20 protein-coding genes are annotated in these 18,454 nt (G+C 70.7%); 6 read left to right on the forward strand and 14 right to left on the reverse strand.

The annotated features are described in order from the left end of the window. Positions 1–234 precede the first annotated feature (234 nt). Genes VM840_00985 through VM840_01040 form a run of 12 tightly spaced genes read right to left on the reverse strand, consistent with a single transcriptional unit; the run spans position 235 to position 13,360 of the window. Entirely contained in the window at positions 235–420 is a 186-nt protein-coding gene (locus VM840_00985; protein ID HVL80150.1) for a hypothetical protein, read from the reverse strand. Positions 421–436: 16 nt separating this feature from the next. Then, complete coding sequence (locus VM840_00990; GenBank protein ID HVL80151.1) at positions 437–1,897, reverse strand: sensor histidine kinase; 1,461 nt, start codon at positions 1,895–1,897, stop codon at positions 437–439. Then, on the reverse strand, positions 1,887–2,099 hold the full coding sequence (locus VM840_00995; GenBank protein ID HVL80152.1) for a biotin/lipoyl-binding carrier protein: 213 nt from the start codon (positions 2,097–2,099) through the stop codon (positions 1,887–1,889). The genes VM840_00990 and VM840_00995 overlap by 11 nt, the downstream gene beginning before the upstream one ends. Then, the gene (locus VM840_01000; GenBank protein ID HVL80153.1) at positions 2,096–2,998 is read right to left on the reverse strand and encodes a 3-keto-5-aminohexanoate cleavage protein; all 903 of its coding nucleotides are present in this window, start codon (positions 2,996–2,998) and stop codon (positions 2,096–2,098) included. The genes VM840_00995 and VM840_01000 overlap by 4 nt, the downstream gene beginning before the upstream one ends. Before the next feature lie 24 nt (positions 2,999–3,022). Further along, entirely contained in the window at positions 3,023–3,535 is a 513-nt protein-coding gene (locus VM840_01005; protein HVL80154.1) for a PaaI family thioesterase, read from the reverse strand. Further along, on the reverse strand, positions 3,535–5,124 hold the full coding sequence (locus VM840_01010; GenBank protein ID HVL80155.1) for an acyl-CoA carboxylase subunit beta: 1,590 nt from the start codon (positions 5,122–5,124) through the stop codon (positions 3,535–3,537). Before VM840_01010 ends, VM840_01005 begins: the two co-directional genes overlap by 1 nt. Positions 5,125–5,145: 21 nt before the next feature. Beyond that, positions 5,146–5,931 carry an enoyl-CoA hydratase-related protein gene (locus VM840_01015; protein ID HVL80156.1) on the reverse strand — a complete coding sequence of 262 codons (786 nt, stop codon included), beginning with the start codon at positions 5,929–5,931 and terminating at the stop codon, positions 5,146–5,148. Next, positions 5,928–7,259, reverse strand: coding sequence for a biotin carboxylase N-terminal domain-containing protein (locus VM840_01020; protein ID HVL80157.1), 1,332 nt, complete (start codon positions 7,257–7,259; stop codon positions 5,928–5,930). Before VM840_01020 ends, VM840_01015 begins: the two co-directional genes overlap by 4 nt. Before the next feature lie 40 nt (positions 7,260–7,299). Next, the gene (locus tag VM840_01025; protein HVL80158.1) at positions 7,300–7,743 is read right to left on the reverse strand and encodes a response regulator; all 444 of its coding nucleotides are present in this window, start codon (positions 7,741–7,743) and stop codon (positions 7,300–7,302) included. Between the two features lie 19 nt (positions 7,744–7,762). Further along, positions 7,763–11,002, reverse strand: coding sequence for an adenylate/guanylate cyclase domain-containing protein (locus tag VM840_01030; GenBank protein HVL80159.1), 3,240 nt, complete (start codon positions 11,000–11,002; stop codon positions 7,763–7,765). 31 nt (positions 11,003–11,033) lie between these two features. Further along, a complete protein-coding gene (locus VM840_01035) occupies positions 11,034–12,053 on the reverse strand; it encodes a hypothetical protein (GenBank protein HVL80160.1) in 1,020 nt (339 codons plus the stop codon). Continuing rightward, positions 12,050–13,360: an HD-GYP domain-containing protein gene (locus tag VM840_01040; GenBank protein ID HVL80161.1), complete on the reverse strand. Its 1,311-nt coding sequence runs from the start codon at positions 13,358–13,360 to the stop codon at positions 12,050–12,052. The genes VM840_01035 and VM840_01040 overlap by 4 nt, the downstream gene beginning before the upstream one ends. A 433-nt stretch (positions 13,361–13,793) precedes the next feature. On the opposite strand from VM840_01040, the gene VM840_01045 reads away from it, so the two are divergent. Both VM840_01045 and VM840_01050 read left to right on the forward strand, forming a co-directional pair. Next, positions 13,794–14,438 carry a hypothetical protein gene (locus tag VM840_01045; protein ID HVL80162.1) on the forward strand — a complete coding sequence of 215 codons (645 nt, stop codon included), beginning with the start codon at positions 13,794–13,796 and terminating at the stop codon, positions 14,436–14,438. Further along, a complete protein-coding gene (locus tag VM840_01050) occupies positions 14,435–15,214 on the forward strand; it encodes a hypothetical protein (protein ID HVL80163.1) in 780 nt (259 codons plus the stop codon). Before VM840_01045 ends, VM840_01050 begins: the two co-directional genes overlap by 4 nt. On the opposite strand, the gene VM840_01055 is transcribed toward VM840_01050, so the two are convergent. After that, complete coding sequence (locus tag VM840_01055) at positions 15,203–16,201, reverse strand: polyprenyl synthetase family protein (GenBank protein HVL80164.1); 999 nt, start codon at positions 16,199–16,201, stop codon at positions 15,203–15,205. The two genes, VM840_01050 and VM840_01055, sit on opposite strands and share 12 nt — an antisense overlap. Positions 16,202–16,305: 104 nt before the next feature. Between VM840_01055 and VM840_01060 the strand changes: the two genes are divergently transcribed. After that, positions 16,306–16,731 carry a cyclic nucleotide-binding domain-containing protein gene (locus tag VM840_01060; protein ID HVL80165.1) on the forward strand — a complete coding sequence of 142 codons (426 nt, stop codon included), beginning with the start codon at positions 16,306–16,308 and terminating at the stop codon, positions 16,729–16,731. A 1-nt stretch (position 16,732) separates the two neighbouring features. Here the strand turns inward: VM840_01060 and VM840_01065 are convergent, their stop codons facing one another. Next, positions 16,733–16,963 (reverse strand): hypothetical protein, encoded by a 231-nt coding sequence (locus tag VM840_01065; GenBank protein HVL80166.1) that lies wholly within the window; start codon positions 16,961–16,963, stop codon positions 16,733–16,735. A gap of 92 nt (positions 16,964–17,055) precedes the next feature. Between VM840_01065 and VM840_01070 the strand changes: the two genes are divergently transcribed. From VM840_01070 to VM840_01080, 3 genes are all read left to right on the forward strand, one after another. Then, entirely contained in the window at positions 17,056–17,367 is a 312-nt protein-coding gene (locus VM840_01070; GenBank protein ID HVL80167.1) for a hypothetical protein, read from the forward strand. 31 nt (positions 17,368–17,398) lie between these two features. After that, positions 17,399–17,884 carry a GreA/GreB family elongation factor gene (locus VM840_01075; protein ID HVL80168.1) on the forward strand — a complete coding sequence of 162 codons (486 nt, stop codon included), beginning with the start codon at positions 17,399–17,401 and terminating at the stop codon, positions 17,882–17,884. Positions 17,885–17,948: 64 nt separating this feature from the next. Further along, on the forward strand, positions 17,949–18,454 hold a 506-nt coding region (locus VM840_01080), incomplete at its 3' end, for an alcohol dehydrogenase catalytic domain-containing protein (protein ID HVL80169.1).

The following is an 18,454-nucleotide window of genomic DNA, read 5'->3' on the forward strand; positions in this document are numbered from 1 at the left end:
GGGTCGGAGAGGGCGTCGGCTCCGGCGTGTAGGGGGCCGCGACGATCCTGGTGGCGGTCCCGACGTCGGCTCGCCTCGCGGCGGGATCGCGGGCGAACGCGACGGCGCCGGCAGAGATGGAGACGACCGTGGCCAGCGCCACCGGGATGAGCGATCGTCGACGCAGCACGCGGGTCCTCCTCGGTGACGGTCAGCGAGGAGGTTTCGACGCCGGCGACGGCGTCTCCTGCCGCTCTAGAGGATCCGCCGCCAGTGGTAGTACAGACCGCCCACGCCAGCGACGACCAGCGTGATGAATATCCGGCCGACGGCGATGCGGAAGACGAAGTACTGCAAGAAGAAGGCGACCGCGGTCCCTACGAGGAACGCGATGATCGCGTCGGACCGGATCCGGGAGTCACCGAACGGGTAGCGCTCCATGCGTCAACCCTACCCGCTACGTCTCCCGGTAGCCGGGAAGCGGGACACGGACGTGGATGCGGGTCCCCTCCCCCGCCTCGACCTCGAGGCTCCCCTTGAGCTCGTGGTCCACGAGCGCGCTGACGATCTTCAGGCCGAGCCCGCCCGACTCCCACGAGAAGTCGTCCGGGAGCCCGATGCCGTCGTCGGCCACGGTCGCGCGGACCGTGCCGTTCGTCCGCTCGAGACCCACGGAGATCGTGCCCTCCTCGCGGTCCTCGAAGGCGTGCTCGGCCGCGTTCTGGACCAGCTCCGTGATGACGAGGGACAGAGGGGTGGCCACCACCGCCGGGAGCTCTCCCACCTCTCCACGTACCTCGCATCCGATACGACGCTGGTCCAGACCGAGGCCGTCCTGGAGCATCCGGACGACCCCCCGGAGGACCTCGCCGAAGTCGACGAGGTCGCCCGACGCCTGCGAGAGCGTCTCGTGGACGAGGGCGATCGTCGAGACGCGTCGGACGCTCTCCTCGAGGGCCTCGCGCGCCTCGTCGGAGCCCAATCGCCGCGACTGCAGCCTCAGGAGGCTGGCGATCGTCTGGAGGTTGTTCTTCACCCGGTGATGGATCTCGCGGATGACGGCGTCCTTGTACATGAGCATCCGGTCGCGCCGACGCAGCTCGGTGACGTCCTGCACGAGGACTATGCCGCCGAGCAGCTCTCCCGCCACGACGAACGGCACGACACGACGGCTGACGACGGCTCCCCCCATCTCCACCTCCGCCTCGAGCGGTACCTGGCCCTCCAGGGCGGCCGAGAGCGCCTTGCCGCCGGGCAGGTCGCTCACGTTCGTCCCGACCAGCTGCGTGTACACGCCGAGCCTGCGGTGGGCCGCGGTCGCGTTCGGAGATGCGAAGAGGATGAGGCCGGACGGCGCGAGCTGCAGGAGGCCGTCGGAGACCCGGGGGCTCCCCCACTCCTGCATCCCGGGGTACGGGAACACCCCCTCCACGATCATGCGGTGCAGGGTCTCGGCGCACTGCTGGTACGCCTCCTCGAGGCTCGAGACCCTCCGGCCCCCGAACGGCATCCCCTCGCGCACGAGGACGGCCGGGATGCGGTCCCCGACCCGGACGGGCACGGCGACGCGCAGGACGCCGCGTCCGTCCGCCGCGCCCCGCTGCGGCTTCCCCGTCTCGAGGGCCGTCCGGGCCTCCTGCGCGTTCTCGGCCACGAGCGCCGTCCCGACGTGGTCGTCGGGGAACAGGGTCTGCGTCGAGTCGGGCCGCGTCTGGGCCAGGACGATCATGTCGCCGTCCGGGGAGTCCTGGATCGGGGTGACGAGCAGGAGGTCGGCGAAGGACAGGTCGGCCAGCATCTGCCAGACCGCCACGAGCCGGTGGAAGTGATCCACCTCCTCCGGGCGGATGCCCCCCGCCCTCTGGCAGAGCTCCTCGAGCAGGGTCGAGACGTGCGTGTCGCCGAAGCTACTCGACAACGGCTATCACGTCCCCCTCCTGGACGACTGCGCCCTCCGATACCCGGACCTCGGTCACGGTCCCGTCGTGGGGGGAGTAGACGGGGATCTCCATCTTCATCGACTCCAGGATGACGAGGACGTGCCCCTCCGTTACCTGCTGTCCGGTCTCGACCTCGACCTTCCAGACGTTGGCCACCATCTCCGCCGCCACCTCGGTCATCGGCGCGCCTCCACGGCCGTCCGCGCGCGGTCCGGCACGGCGATGCCGAGCATCTCGCGCGCCTCGTTCGGCTCAGCGACGGGACGCCCGACGTCGGCCGCCATCCGAGCGGCCTTCGCGACGAGGTCACCGTTGGACGTCGCCATCTCCCCGTCCGCGGTGTAGAAGTTGTCCTCCAACCCGACACGCACCGATCCTCCGGCCCCAAGCGCCGCGGCGATCATCCGCCACTGCTCCGGATGACGGACGCCGATCACCTGCCAGTGGGCGTCCGCCGGCAGGAGCGACACCTGATGGATCAGGTTCGGGACCGTCGCCGCTATCCCGCCGTGGACCCCCATGATCAGGGAGAAGTGCGGCCTGGGGTCCCCCAGCCCCATATCCGCGAGGAGCATGACGTTGTTGATGTGCCCGGAGTCGAAGCACTCGTGCTCGGGCTTCGTCCCGGCGTCGCGCATCGTCTCGAGGAAGAAGATGATGTCGCCGAAGGGGTTCGCGAAGACGGCGTCGATGTGGAACGCCTTCCTCGAACGTGAGTAGATGGCGTAGTTCATCGAGCCCATGTTCAGAGCACCGATCTCGGGACGAAGATCGGCGATCTGCGCGACCCGCTGTTCGCGGTCTATGCCGATGGCACCGGTCGAGTAGTTGACGATGATGTCCGGGACCTCGGCCAGGATGGCGTCGGTGATCGCCCGGTAGTCCTCGACGTCGTAGGACGGGGCGCCGGTGTCCGGCTTGCGGGCGTGGATATGCACCACGGACGCTCCCGCGTCACGGGCGCGCCGGGCCTCCTGCCCGTACTCCTCGGGGGTGTAAGGGATGTACGGGCACTGCTGGCGGTTCGCGGCCGCTCCAGATATCGCGCACGAGATCACGACCTTGTCCTGGATCCCCATCTCTACCTCCTCGGATGGACCAGCCTAACGGTCCCCCCGGTCTCCGAGCCGTCCCTCCGTGAGGTGGTAGGTCCCGCTCGCGAAGACGGCGAGGCGGCCGTCGCTGTCCGTGACGCGTCCCTCGGCGAGGCCGACCGTCCGTCCGCGATGCAGGCAGCGTGCCTCAACGGCGATCGGCCCCGGGTGCAGCGCCCGCGCGTACTGCACCTTGATCTCCAGGGTCACGCAGAGTCGGATCTCACCTCCGAAGGTGGCGACGGCGTGTCCCATCGCGTTGTCGAGCAGCCCGTACGCCACGAGTCCGTGGGCGATCCGATGCGGGTTCAGGTGTATCTCGCCGACCTCGAACTCCCCCTTCACCAGGTCGCCCTCGTTGCGGAAGCGCGGGAACCCGAGCACGAAGGAAGGGTTGCCGTAACCGATCTGAGCGTCCATCCGGCGGGCGAGCCGGGCGACCGTCTCGAGCTCCCACCCGTCGAGGTGCTCGATCGCCTCGGCGATCTGACTCCGCAGGTCCTCCGCAGGCCGCTCTCCCATCAGACGGGCAGGACGCCGTGCTTGCGCCAGGGCCGCTCGACCTTCTTCGTCCGGCCGAGCCGCAGCCCTCGGTGGATGTGCCTGCGCGTGTCGCGCGGGTCGATGACGTCGTCGACCCCGGCCCACCCGGCCGCGATGTAGGGCGAGATCGACTCGCGGACCATCTTGATCCGCTCCGAGCGGACCCGGTCGCGGTCCTCCGGAGCAGCGGAGTCGACCTCCTTGCGGAAGATGATGTTCACCGCTCCCTCCGGCCCCATGACCGATATCTCCGCCGTGGGCCAGGCCACGATGTACTCGGGCTCGTAGGCGAACCCGTTCATCACGAAGTAGCCGGCCCCGTACCCCTTGCGGGTGACCACGGTGACCTTGGGCACCGTCGCCTCGGAGATGGCGAAGAGCATCTTGGCTCCGTGGCGGATGATCCCCTGACGCTCCACCTGGGAGCCGACGAGGAAGCCGGGCACGTCCATGAGGAAGACGAGAGGGATGTTGAACGCGTCGCAGAGCCAGACGAAGCGGGCCACCTTGTCGGCGCTGTTGATGTCCAGCGCCCCGCCGAGCATCATCGGCTGGTTGGCGACGATGCCGGCCGGCATCCCACCGAACCGACCCAGGGCGGTGACCACGTTGCGCGCCCACTGCGGCTTCATCTCGAGGACGTGCCCGTCGTCGACGATCTCCCTGATGACCATCCGCACGTCGTAGGCCTTGCGCTGGTTGACCGGGACGAGGTCCAGGAGCTTCTCGCAGCGGCGGTCCACCGGGTCGGATGTCTCCTTCACCGGCGGCTGGTCCAGGTTGCTCGAAGGGAAGAAGGACAGGTAGTCCTTCACCACCTCGATGCAGGCCCGGTCGTCGGCTACCTCGAGGTCGGCGACACCGGAGTGGCGGTTATGCACCTCAGAGCCTCCGATCTCCTCGTCGGTGCGGTCCTCACCCACCGCCGCCTTCACGAGGTGGGAGCCGGCCAGCGCCATGGAGGACGTCCCCTTCACCATCGGCACGAAGTCGGACAGCCCGGGGATGTAGGCGGTACCGGCCGCGCATGGACCGAGCATGGCCGAGACGAGAGGCACGACCCCGGACATCACCACCTCCTCGCGGAAGAGCTGTCCGGACCGGGCGAACTGCGAACCCGCCGCCTCCTGGATCCGCGCACCGGCCGAGTCGAGGAGCCAGATCATCGGGATCCGGAGCCGGAGCGCGAGCTCGCGCATGCGCGCGACCTTCATCTCCCCGATCGCTCCCATCGAGCCGGCCATCACCGTGAAGTCGTAGGCGGCCACGCACGTCTGCCTGCCGTCGATCTCGCCGATGCCCGTGATCACTCCGTCGGCCGGGGTCAGCTTGCCCTCGAGCGCCACGATCAGCGGGTTGTGGTCGGCGAGCATCCCGTACTCGACGAACGTCCCCTCGTCGAACAGGAGACCGAGCCGCTCCCGAGCGGTGAGCTTCCCCCGCTCGTGCTGCTGGGCGATCCTCTCCGCTCCGCCCCCCAGCGCGAACCTGGCCTTGCGCTCCTCGAGCTCCGCCAGCAGCTCCTCCCACGTCCCACGCATGCCCGACGACTCGTCGAGCTTCGGCATGGGCCTGCTCTCCTCAGCCATCTATCTGCCCTTCCACTCCGGGGGACGTTTCTGGAACCACGCGGTGACGCCCTCGGCCACGTCCTCGCACTGCAGGAGCACGGAGAACTGCGAGTGCAGGAAGTGAAGGCTCGCGTCGAACGTCATGTCCTGCGCGGCGTAGAAGGCGTCCCGGCCCAGCTTCACCACGACCGGGGACCGGGAGGCGAGCTTCGACGCGAGCTCATCGACCGTGGCGTCGAACGACTCGCGCGGCACGACCCGCGTGACGGCGCCCAGCCGGTGGGCCTCGGCCGCATCCACACGGTCGCCGGTCAGCATCAGTTCGAGCGCCTTGCGGGGTCCGAGCGCACGGACGAGCACGGGGGTGATCATCATCGGCCACAGGCCGATATCCACCTCCGGGAGCCCGAACCTGGCGTCCTCCACCGCGACCACGATGTCGCAGGCCATGGCCAGTCCCATCCCGCCCGCCAGGGCGTGTCCGTTCACGGCCCCCAGGACCGGCTTGCCTGCGCCGGCCATGGCTCGGAGCAGGTCCGTGAACGTGGTCCTCGCGAAGTGACGGGAGACGGGGGAGCTGTCCGGGTCGATCCCGCCGAGGTCCCCTCCCGCGCAGAACGCCTTGTCGCCGGCTCCCGTCAGGACGACGACGTGCACATCGTCCTCCGACCTGGCCCGGGTGAAGGCGTCAAGGAGCTCGGACTGCACCTGCGGGTTGAGCGCGTTGCGCTGTTCGGGACGGTTGATGGTCACGCGGGCGACGCCGTCGCGGACCTCCCACAGGATGGCCTCGTACCCGCTCACGAGCCGAGCCTGTCGAGGATGGTGGTGTCGTACCGTCCGGACCTGAACTCTTCGCTGCGCAGGACGCGCTCATGGACGGGCAGGTTGTGCTTGATGCCCGCGATCCGGAACCCCCCCACCGCGTCCAGGCCGCGGCCGATGCACACGTCCCGGTCGGGTGCGGATACGACGAGCTTGGCGAGCAGCGGGTCGTAGTGCATCGTGACCTCGTCTCCCTGCCGCACTCCGGCGTCCACGCGTACGCCCGCGCCGGCGGCCGGATCGAAGATCTCAAGGGTGCCGGGGGACGGGAGGAAGCGCACGGGGTCCTCCGCGTACACGCGCATCTCGATCGCGTGGCCGGCCCGCGTGATGTCGTCCTGCTCCTTCGGGAGCCCCTCGCCGGCGGCCACCCGCAGCTGCCACTCGACGAGGTCCTCTCCCGTGGTCTCCTCGGTCACGGGGTGCTCGACCTGGAGCCGGGTGTTCATCTCGAGGAAGTAGAAGTCGCGTCCGCTCACGAGGCATTCGACGGTCCCGGCTCCCTCGTAGGACACGGACCGCGCGAGATCGACGGCCGCCTGGGTCATCCGCTCGCGGAGCCCTTCGTCGAGCGCGGGAGACGGTCCCTCCTCCACCACCTTCTGGTGGCGGCGCTGCACGGAGCAGTCCCGCTCGAACAGGTGGACCGCACCTCCGCGCCCGTCGCCGAAGACCTGGATCTCCACATGGCGTGGGCGGTCCAGGTACCGCTCCAGATAGACGTCGGGGTTACCGAAGAACCGGTCGGCCCGGGACCGCACCGCGTCGAACGCCCGCCGGAGCTCTGACTCGTCGCGCGCGACCGACATCCCTATCCCGCCGCCTCCGCCCGACGCCTTCACGAGGACCGGGTATCCGAGCTCGGTCGCGGCGGCCGCCGCCTCGTCGCCGTCCCCCAGGGCGGGGGTGCCCTCCACGAGCGGGAACCCCGCCCGCCGGGCGATCTCCCGGGCCCGCACCTTGTCCCCCATGTCGGAGATCGTCTCGGGAGCCGGACCGACGAACCGCACCCCCGCGTCCCGGACGGCCTCCGCGAACCGCGCGCTCTCCGACAGGAACCCGTACCCCGGGTGGACCGCGTCGGCTCCCGACGACCGGACCGCCCCGAGGATCGCGTCGATGTCCAGGTAGCTCTGGGAGGCAGGGGCGGGACCGATGGGGTGCGCCTCGTCCGCCAGCTCCACGTGGAGAGCCCCCGCGTCGGCCTCCGAATGGACGGCCACCGTCCGCACCCCGAGCCGGCGGCAGGTGCGGATCACCCGGCAGGCGATCTCGCCCCGGTTCGCGATGAGGACGGCCCCGAACACCTCGACAGTCTAGGTGTCACATACGGCGGGACGCGAAGCGCTAGTCGAGGAAGCGGTCGAGCTGGCGGAGCAGTCGGGCTCGCTCGATCTCGCGGTCCCGCCGCTCCTGACGCTCCTTCGTCGAGAGAGCCATGACCTCGTCGACGGCCTTGAGGAGAACGTCGATGTCCATGGGCTTGGTGAGGTACCCGTCCGCCCCGTACCCCCAGCCCTTCAGGAAGTCCTCCTCGTCGGTGGCACCGGTGAGGAACAGGACGCGCTTGTCCTCCTGGCCCTGCGCCTGGAGCCGACGCAGGACGTCGAAACCCGTCAGGCGGGGCATCTGGACGTCCAGTATCAAGAGCTCCGGACCCTCGCGCGTGATGAGCTCGAGGGCCTCGGCGCCGTCCTTCGCTTCGATGACGGTATGCCCCTCGCTCTGCAGAGCGGTGCGCAGGAAGGTCCGGATGTTCTGCTCGTCGTCCGCGATCAGGATCTTCGCCAAGGGGTCCTCGCTCGTGGGGCTACGGGCCCACTGTACCGACCGGCGCCGGCGCCGGTGCCCGCACCGCGAGGGCCCTGAGCAGGTCGAGCCGGGCGCCGGCGTGCGCGAAGATCCGCTCGGCCTCGGCGAGCATGGCCGCCGCCTCCCGGGAGCCCAGGCGGGACAGCTCGACCAGAGCCCGGCCCTGCTCGAGCTGCAGCCCGATCGCCCGGGCGTCGTCCAGGGCGCTCCGCAGGTCCGACTCCCCGTCGTCTCCGGTCGCCGCCCGGGCCCGGCCCAGGGCGAGGCGGGCCGCGACGCGCAGCGGCGTCCGGCCTCGCTCGGCCAGCGCGACCGCCCCCTCAGCCGCGCCGAGCGCGTCGTGAGGCCGGTCGAGATCGAGGAAGACGTGACAGAGCGCGGTGAGAGCCGTGAGCCGCATCTCGAGGTCGCCCTCATCCGCCAACGCGGCCAGGTCGTGGTCGGCGCCGGACCGACCAAGCAGGTGGGCGAGCATCGCCAACCCCCAGCGGGCGTTCAGTCCGGCGTCGGCGTCCCCCGCTTGGGCGGCCAGGGCGGCGGCCGTGCTCAACGTGCGTTCGGCGGGCTCCAGATCGCCTGCGGCGAGCTCGGCCACACCCCGGTTGAAGAGCAGGTTCGCGCGCCAGTAGTCGTCGGTGACCCAGCGCAGGACGCGGGAGGCCGTCGTGCGGGCCTCCTCGAGACGGCCCTGCAGCCCCAGGAGGTAGACGAGGTTGTTCCCCGCGTGGCCGAGGGTGGGCAGGTGCATCCGCGCCATCGCCGTGGACAGCACCTGCTGCAGCGCCGCCTCCGCCGCGGCGAGGTTTCCGGTGAGCATCTCGAGGACGGTCAGGTCGATCCGCGCCTTCCACGCGAACGGACCGTCCCCCGCGCCGGGACCAGGCGACAGGGAGCGGCGGGCCCACGCGTGAGCCGCGTCGACGTCTCCCTCGCGAACGGCGAGTCCGGCCATGAGCCACCCGCGGAGCAGGTCGAGCCGGGGGGTCGCGGCGGCCTCCTCGCCGGCGGCGAGCGATCGCCTGGCCAGCGCCGCGTCCCCCGCCCGGAACTCGATATGCGCGGTCAGGACGGGCGTCGGGTCGGGGGGTCCCCCCTCCCGGGACGCGGACAGGTCGGCCACCCACCCACGGGCCGCGTCGAGGTCGCCCGCCTCCACGAGCGCGACGACCGTCTCCTCCATCCGCTCTTCCAGCTCCGGATGCGATAGGTGGGGACGCATGGACGACAGGAGCTCGGCCGCCTCGTTGGCCAGTCCCAGCTCGATGGCGGACCGGTGCGCGACGTGCATGCTCCTGAGCCAGCCGTCGGCGTCCTCGAGCTGCCCGTACAGCTCGGCCGCCCGGCGCCCCCAATGCATCGCGGAGGGGAGGTCGGAGGACTCGGATGCCGAGAGGGCGGCGAGCTCGCAGTATCGCGCGCCGGTCCGGGGTTCGGAGCTCGCTGAGAAATGGCGGGCGAGCTCCTCGAGTCGAGCGGTGAGCTCCGTGCCGCTGTCGTGAGACTCGAGCGCCCGACCGATCTCCCCGTGGAGACGGCGTCTGACGTCGGAGAGGAGAGACTTCTCGATCACCTCTCGCATGACGGGGTGTCGGAACTCGTAGCCGTGTCCCTCCTGGGCTCGCGCTTCCCGCCACCAGCCCTGCCGGACCAGAGAGGCGGCGACCTCCCGGGTCCACCCCTCGTGCGCCACCCGGCGCATGACGGCGTCCTCCACCCGGTCGCCGACGCAGGAGGCCGCCTCGAGCACCGCCTTCTCCTCCGGGCTCGCCCGGTCGAACCGGGCCAGGACGCAGGAGTCCAGGCGGCCCAGTGACTCGAGCTCCGACAGGTCCGACGACCGGCCCGCTGTCAGCAGCCGCGCGAGCTCCTCCACGAAGAGAGGCTGGCCCTTCGCCAGCCGCAGGATCGCGTGCCTCTGAGGAGCGGCGATGCCTCCGTGCGCGTCTATGGCGTCGACGATCCGCAGCGCCTCGTCGTCGGGGAGGTCGGACAGGACGATCTCCCGGGAGCGGTGGAAGAACTCCGTGAGCGCGAGGGTCCGTAGCTCCCACCCCACCGACCCGACCTTCGGTTGCATGACGAGGATCACGCAGAGCGGGAGCTCCTCGGTGAGGCGCAGCAGCCACGTGCCGGTCTGTCGCACGTCCTCGTCCCCGTCCTCACACGCGTCGAGCACGACCAGGATCGGCTCCCCCTCGTCGGCGAAGGAGCGCATCAGCTCCTCCACGGCGAGGAAGGCTTCCTCCCGTGACGGCCGGCCCGAATCGAGCCGGATCCATTCGCGGGTCCAGTCGAGCAGGAGCAGCCGGCGGAGGGTCCGGGCGGCGTCGTCCGAGAGCCGCAGCGAGTCGCGGACGCACTCCCAGGTGGTGGCCGTCTCCAGCTCCGACCCGCATCGCAGACCGTCCAGACCGCTCCTGAGCAGCGACCGCAGGGTCTGATACGACGACCGCCAGCCGTACCCCGAAGAGGTGGCGTACAGGACCCGTGCGCTCCCGGCGCGTTCCGCCGCGAACTCGCGCACGAGGCGGGTCTTGCCTATGCCGCTCTCCCCCACGACCGTGACGACCGACCCGCAGCCGGCCCGGCACTCCTCGAACACCCCCTCCAGCCGGGCCCGCTCGGCCGAGCGACCCACGAACGGAGGGTCGGACGAGAGGACCCGGCCGGCCGGCCGACCCACGAGCTCCCACACGTTCAGGGGGGCGTCCCGGTTCCGGACCTCCCGGGGTCCGATGGGGCGCAGCTCGTAACCGGCACGCGCCAACTCGTGCGCGCACTCCTCCCCGACCAGGATCTGGTTCGGCGCGGCCAGCCCCTGCAGCCGGGCGGCGGCGTTCACCGCGTCGCCCAGGGCGACGAGCTGGCCCGGTGCCGTCCCGATCGCGTCCACCGCGGCCCGGCCGACGTTGAGCCCGACGCGTACCGCCAGCCCCTGCGCGCCCCACGTGGAGGGCGTCTCCCTCTCGAGACGCTGGGTCTCACGCACGACCTCCAGGGCGGTCTCGGCCGCCCGGACCACGTCGTCCGGGTTCGCCTGGGTGACGCCGAAGAACGCCGCGATGCCGTCGCCCATGAAGGCTTCGACGTAGCCCCCGAACGCCTGGACGATCTCCGTGTAGCGGGTCACCGCGTGGCCGATGACGAGTCGCACCTGGTCGGGCCCGAGCCTCTCACCGATCCGTGTCGATCCCACGAGGTCGACGAAAAGCCCGGCCACGCGACGGATGTGCGGCACCCGTACCCCCTCCGACGGAGCGGGTGCGATCTTACAGCGGCCCCTGGGCCTCCAGCACATCGACCGCCACGCGGCGGGCCGGTACCCCGTCCTGCTCGAGGATCCCCACGACCTCGGACAGGCGGCTGCCTCGCTCCCGCTCGCTGAGCAGGACAGCCAGCGCCAGTTCCCTCTCGCGGTCGTCCTCGGCCGCGGCGCGGCGCCGGACGGAGGGGAGCAGTGAAGCGCACCCGCGAGCCGAGTCGCGTCCGACGGAGACCACCGTGGCGAGTGGGGTCTCCCGGAGGTCGGAAGGATCGCCGAGGGAGACGAAGCCGATGCTGTAGCCGATCACGCCCAACCGCGCCGCGGTGAGCGAGTCCGGACGCATCCGGGCTCCCTCTCCGCACCGGACGAGGGCCTGGTCGACCCGCTCGTGATGACCGTCCGGAACGTAACCGGCCCGCTCGATCACGCGGCCCAGCGCGCCGACCAGCTGGTCGTACGTGCGGTGCGCCTCGGCCAGCTGTCCGAACTCGGTGCGGCTGACGAGCAGGAGCATGACGAGGAACGTGTAGCTCCAGACGGTGAGCGAAGGCGCGGTCAGCACCGTCGCCGCGGCCAGCGACATCGACATCACGTTGAGGGACAGGGCGTCACCCGAGAGCAGCGCGCGCAGCCGCACCCGGTGGCCGAGCCGGTCGGCGGCCAGGAACGCGACCGACGAGAGGGCGACGAGGGCGATCGCCGCCCCCTGGCGGGACATCCCCTCCAGCAGGGCCCGCAAGGGCATGGCGGCCGCCCCCGACACGCAGAGGGCAGATGCGCTCGACCACCACCCGGGGGCCGGCCGCGGCATGACCAAGCGCGCAGCGAGGGAGCAGATCAGACCGCCGGCGACGAGTGCGAGCAGGTAGCCGGGGGTGGGCGCGATCGACCACGTCGCGATGAGGGCCATCCCGACGGCGGACCTCGGGACCAGCGGCGTTCCGAGCCTCGTAGGGATGGTGAGGTTCGTGCCGACGCCGAAGCACACGCACGCGGCGGCGGCGATAGCGGCGAGCTCGATCATCGGGTCCGTCCGGCCGCGATCCCGGGGTCCCGCCGTCTGTGCACCGCCGTGGACGCGGGGAACTCGAACCCGTCCCGCAGCGCCTCGTCCAGCGCTGCGACGACATCGGGATCGAGCTGCGTGCCGGCGACCCGATGTATCTCGGCCAGCGCCTCGTGGCGGGTCATGGCTCGCCGGTAGGGCCGGTCGCTCGTCAACGCCTCGAAGGTGTCCGCCGCGGCCAGGACCCGCGCCGCGAGCGGGAGCGACGCGGCATGCACGCGGTCCGGGTACCCACGGCCGTCCATCCTCTCGTGGTGGTGCCTGATCTCCGGGACCAGCTCACGCAGGACGTCTATCTCGGCGACCGCGTCGGCTCCCACCACCGGGTGCTTGCGGATCTCCGCGAACTCCTCCTCGGAGAGCGATCCGTCCTTCGTCAGGATCCGCTTCGGCACGGCGATCTTGCCTATGTCGTGCAGCAGGGCGCCCAGGAACCTCGCCTCGAGCTCGTCGTCGGGGGTGGCGAGCCTGCGGCACAGCTCGACGGTGAGTACGGCGACCCGCTCGGAGTGGCGCGAGGTGTAGGGGTCCTTCGCCTCGACGGCGCGGACGAACAGGTTGAGCGTGCTGTCGCGAGCGACCTTCAGCTCCCACCGGGAGCGCCGGACGCTGCGCAGGATCACCAGCGGGGTGAGCAGCAGGAAGACCCCGAGGAACCCGACGTCGTTGTATATCAGCGCCACCACGAGGCCGAACAGAGCGAACGCGAGCGAGTGCTTCGCGGGCCAGACGAGCTGCCTGGCCGACGCGAGCAGCGACCACCTCTTCTCCGCGGCTATCGCCGCGGCGACCAGCAGGGTGTTGAGCGCGACCGCGACGAAGGCCCCGGAGGCCGCCCCGACCAGCTGATACAGCATCCCGTCCGAGAACGCGGTCACCGCGCCGTAGGTGAGCGCGGCGAGCGAGGTGTAGATGGCTCCCTGGGAGCCATTGAAGATGGTCCGGACCGGCCCCCGCCAGTTGCCGGGCGCGACGGGCGAGAGCAGGCCGACGACGAACGCGGTGTGAGGGTCCGCCGCGTAAGCGACGGTCATCAGGACGAGGAAACCCGCCGAGAGCGACGGGGGCCGCGAAGTGGGCGCTGCCTCGGGCGTTATCCCCGAGACGGGGATCTCGACGGGAGACCAGTGGGCGAGGCAGTACAGGATCCAGAACAGCAGCACCTCGCGAGCGGGCGGCTCTCCCTGGAGCCGGAACAGCACCGCGCCCAGCGAGCAGGCCAAGGCAGAGACCGCCGCCACGAGCCCCAGCAGTCGGAGGTTCAACGAAGCCTCTCCTTGCTACGCACCTCGGTGAGGAGGGTCCGGAACCGAACCTCGGTTCACCACTGCCAGCCGCTGAGCAATGCTGGGATCGCGCCGATGACGGCAACCAGCCCGCCCGAAACACGTGCTAGGACTCGTCGCACCTGGACCCGCTTCTTCAAGTCGAAGGCTCCCTTCAGATTGGATTTCCCCGCACCGCTATCCGCGGGGATTCGTCCGCTCCGCTGAAGGGACTGCACTCAGGCCAGGCTCCGGACCCCTCCTCCTCACCACCCGACGGGGTGCCGACCGCGTCCGGCACGCCAGCCGCGGTCGAGATGCCCCAGGACCGACACTATAGGGGGCTGTGGTTCCAGTTGTAAATGTCTGTTACGTGGGATCAGGTACGTGGTGCGGAGGTGCGATCGCCTGCTCCCGCTATGCTTCGCGCGAGATGGTCCAGGCCGAGTCCCCGAACACTCTGGACGTCGACGCGCTCCAGGACGAGATCGCGTCGCTCGACGGCGTCCGCGCCGCGCGCGTCGTCGCCACGCCGTCCGGCCGGGTCTCGGAGGTCCATCTCGTGGCCGACGGACGCAAGCCCCCGAAGCAGGTCGTGCGGGATGTCCAGACGGTGGCGCTGGCCAGCTTCGGCACGGAGATCGACTACCGCGTCGTGAGCGTCGTCCAGTTCAACGGGCAGCCCATCGCTCCCCAGGGGTCCCACGTCCGGCCGAAGCTCGTCTCGGTGACGTGGACGACCGCGACCGGCCACAGCCTCTGCGGGGTAACGGTGGACGTCGACGGCGAGATCTCCACGGGCGAGGCCAGGGGGCCGGTGACGGCCGAGGGTCGCCATCGTCTCGCGGCGACCGCGGCCGCGGATGCACTGCGGGGCCTCCACGGCCGGACGCTGGAGGTCGGGGGTGCCGCCGTACAAGACGTGGCGGGGCGACGGGTGGCGACCGTGGTCGTCGTCTCCCCCACCGGGTTCGGCGAGGAGACGCTCGTGGGGTCGGCCCTGGTCAGAGCCGACGAGGCGGACGCCGTGGCCCGGGCGGTCCTGGACGCGTTCGGCAGGCTCACCGACCCGGCTTGACCTCACCGGTCCTGCTCGCGGTCCCCAACCTGTCCGAGGGCAGGGACCCGGCCCTCGTCCGCGAGCTCGCCGACCACCCTGCGCTCCTCGACGTCCACATCGACCCCGACCACAACCGGAGCGTCCTCACCTACGGAGGCCCGCCCGACGTCGTCGGGGATGCCTGTCTGTCCCTGGTCTCCCGGGCGGTAGCCAGGCTCGATCTGCGCGCCCACGAGGGCGTGCACCCCCGCAACGGCGTGGTCGACGTGCTCCCGATCGTCCCGTTCCGAGCCGAGGTGGCCGACGCGGAGCGGCTCGCCGGGCACCTGGCGCGCGAGATCACGACCCAGCACGGGGTGACGGTGCACCGGTACGGGGCGGACGACCTGCCCGCCCTGCGCCGCGGGCTCCGGGGAACGTCCGGACATCCGACCGCCGGGGTCGTGTCCGTGGGGGTGCGCGGGCCCCTCATCGCCTTCAACGTGAACGCGCGAGGGACCCTCGAGGGAGCCAGGGAGGTCGCGTCGGAGGTCCGGAGGATCCCCGCCGTGCGCGCGCTGGGGTTCGAGCTGCCCTCGCGCGGGCTCGTCCAGGTCTCGATGAACCTGACCGATCCGAGCATCACCGGGCCGCGGGAGGCCTACGGAGCCGTCACGGCCCGGGCCGCGACGCACGGGCTCTCCCCCGTCGAGGCGGAGGTCGTAGGGCTCGTGCCCGAGGTCTTCCTCGTGGAGATCGAGGGTCTGCCGATGGCGGGCCCGGTGAGGTCGGTCGAGGCCGCGCTACGCGGCTGACGCGACCCGCATCCTCTCGAGGAGGAAATCGACCAGCGCCTCGAGAGCACCGCGCTCAGGCACGTCCGGGAGGGCGAGCAGCGCGTCTCGCGCGTCGGCGGCGTGACGCTCGGCGACGGAGCGCGCGTAGCCGAAGGATCCGAGGTCGTGCATCGCCTTGACCACCGGGTCGAGCTCGGTCTCCTCTCGCAGCAGCTCGGCGATCTCCGCGCGCTCGGCGATCGCGTGCAGGAGCGGGAGGGTGTAGACACCCTCCTTGAGGTCGGTGCCCAGAGGCTTGCCCGTCTGCTCCGCGTCGCCCAGGAAGTCGAGCAGGTCGTCGGCGACCTGGAACGCGATCCCGAAAGAGATGCCGTACCGCTCGAGCCCCCGTGCCACCTCGAGATCGGCCCCTCCCACCCGGGCTCCCAGGTAGCTGGCCGCGCCGAGCAGCCGAGCCGTTTTGCGCTCGATCACCGCGAGGTACTCGTCGGGAGAGCGGTCGGTGCGGAAGGAGGCCTCGATCTCCTTGACCTGTCCCTCGCAGAGCGCGGCGATGGTGGACGCGAGCACCATCGGGACCTCGCCTCCCACCTCGGCGGCGAGCTGAGACGACTTCGCGAAGAGGTAGTCCCCGGAAAGCACGGCGAGCGTGTTCGTCCAGTTGGCGTTGACGGAAGGCACCCCGCGCCGGGTGTCCGCCTCGTCGATCACGTCGTCGTGGTGAAGCGTGGCCAGGTGGGTCAGCTCGATGGCGGCGGCGAGCTTCGTCAGGTCGACCTCGCGGGAGGGATCGCGGTCGCCGAACCCGGCTCCCAACCAGCAGAAGGCGACCCTCAGTCGCTTGCCCCCCGCGCGCAGGAGGTGCTGGGCGAGGACGCTGACGAAGGGGTACTCGGACCCCACGATCTCGAGGAGGAACTCCTCGGTCGCGCGCATCTGCGGGTCCACGAGCGCAAGGTGGGCCGGCGGACCCTCGGAACGCACGGAGCCTCGCTCCTCGGTCACGTCCATCAGGTTACGCGAAGTGCCGAGGTACGGCGGGGGTGCGTTCCCCACCGCGGGACCGGCTGTTACGATCCCGCCCACGGACGGTACGACCAGGAGGGGACATGCCGCTGAGGATCAGCAAGGTCAACGTTCTCAAGAACGTCTCGCTCTTCTCGGCGTGTACGAACCGCGAGCTCGCCCAGATCGCATCCCTGGTCGACGAGGTCGACGTCTCGAAGGGGGCGGTCCTGACCGAGGAGGGGGGTCCCGGCCGCGAGTTCTTCGCGATCATCGACGGCGAGGCCGAGGTGTCCCTCCGCAAGAAGAAGCTGGCCACCCTCGGACCCGGCCAGTTCTTCGGGGAGATGTCCCTGCTCGACCAGGGGCCGCGGGCGGCGACCGTGAAGGCGGCCACCGACATGAAGCTCTACGTGCTCGACGCGAGGAGCTTCTCGACGCTGCTCGACAAGCACCCGGCCGTGGCGCGCAAGATCCTCCGTGGGATGGCGCAGCGCCTACGCGAGATCGAGCAGGCGCCGACCCACTGACCTAGCTCGCGGCGCGACGGGCGGCCTGCGCGTACGACGGGTGGGCCCGAACGCACGCCAGCATGGCGCGCAGACGGTCGCCGGCCTGGACGGCCTGCTCCGGGTCCACCTGCCGCAGGGCCGTCAGCGCCGCCTCGAGGTCGTGTCCGCTCCCCCGCCGCACAGCCCGGACGGCGCGCTCCAGGAGCTCGGTCGCCCCGCTCTCCATCTGTCCGTTCCCGTATGAGGACATGACCACCTCCTACCCATCTCAACGCGCAACCTCACATATGCCGCCGACACGGTCCGTCCTGACCCGACGGTGGGTGCGGGTATGCTCGGGACATGATCCTCGATGTGAACCCGGAGAACCTCCGCGACATCGCGGCGGCGGTCCACGCGGCGCACAAGCGCGAGCCGGGCTCACAGGTGCTGTCCTCGCTCGAGCGCATCGTGCTGAGCGCCCTGCACGGCAAGGAGCGGATCCTCGAGCTGGACCGCGAGCAGGCGGAGGCGCTGCGCGGCGCGCTGCTGAAGCGCGCATGGGACCAGCGCAACACGAGCGAGGGGTTCGACTACGCCGACCTCGCCGACCGCATCGACGGCGCGCTCGACGCGAAGGCGCTGCCACGCGAGGATGTCCTGGACGAGGGCTGAGCCCCCGTACCGCATCCGATAGTGTGAGGCCATGGAGACAGACGACCGTCCCGTCCTGAGTCAGTCGGCCCTCGACGCCCTGCGACAGGAGCTCGACACCCTCAAGGACGAAGGACGCCGCCAGATGTCGGAGCGGCTGCTCGCCGCCAGGGAGCTCGGCGACGTCAGTGAGAACTCGGAGTTCGAATCGGCCAAGCAGGACCAGGCCATCCTCGAGGGCAGGATCGCGAAGCTGGAGTCGCTCTTGAAGACGGCCGTCGTCCGGGAGGCCCCCGCGGACGCATCGAGGGTGCAGGTGGGCGTCGTGGTCACCGTGCGCGACGTGTCCCACCCCGATCTCGAGGACAGCTACGTGATAGCCGAGTCCGAGGAGCGCATCACGGGTGCCCGGGTGCTGTCTCCGCGCTCGCCGCTCGGACAGGCCTTGCTGGGCAAGGGCATCGGCGACCAGGTGACCTACTCCGCTCCGGGCGGTGAGTTCACCTACGAGGTCGTCGCTCTTCGCGCGGCCGACTGAAACGGGTTCGCCTCCCACCGCCCGCCCCGCTTACCGTTTACCTCCGGACGAGCAAGGAGGCGCGATGAAGGCGGCCATACTCCGAAACTACGGCGAGCCCCTGGAGCTGGTCGACCTCGACCTCGCGCCCCCGCAGGCGGGCGAGGTGCTCGTCTCCATCCGCTCGACGGGCGTCTGCCACTCCGACCTGTCGGTCGTGAGAGGAAAGCTCCCCTACCCCCTCCCGTGCGTGCTGGGTCACGAGGCCGCTGGGGTCGTGGAGGAGGTGGGTCCGGGCGTCACCGCGGTCCAGCCGGGCGACCACGTCGTCGTGATGTGGACCCCGATGTGCGGCGAGTGCTACTGGTGCCAGCGCGGCCAGCCCTACCTGTGTCCGGAGGGGCAGGTCCTGGGGATGATGGACGACGGGACCACCCGGCTCTCACACGAAGGACAGACCGTCTTCCACGGGATCAACGCGGCCACCTTCGCCGAGCGGGCCGTGTTCCGTGAGAACTCCGTCGTCAAGATCGACAAGGACATCCCGATGGACGTTGCGAGCGTGGTGGGGTGCGGGGTCCTCACCGGGGT

It is taken from the genome of Actinomycetota bacterium, assembly GCA_035540895.1.
In the GTDB taxonomy this organism is placed as follows: Bacteria; Actinomycetota; JAICYB01; order JAICYB01; family JAICYB01; genus DATLFR01.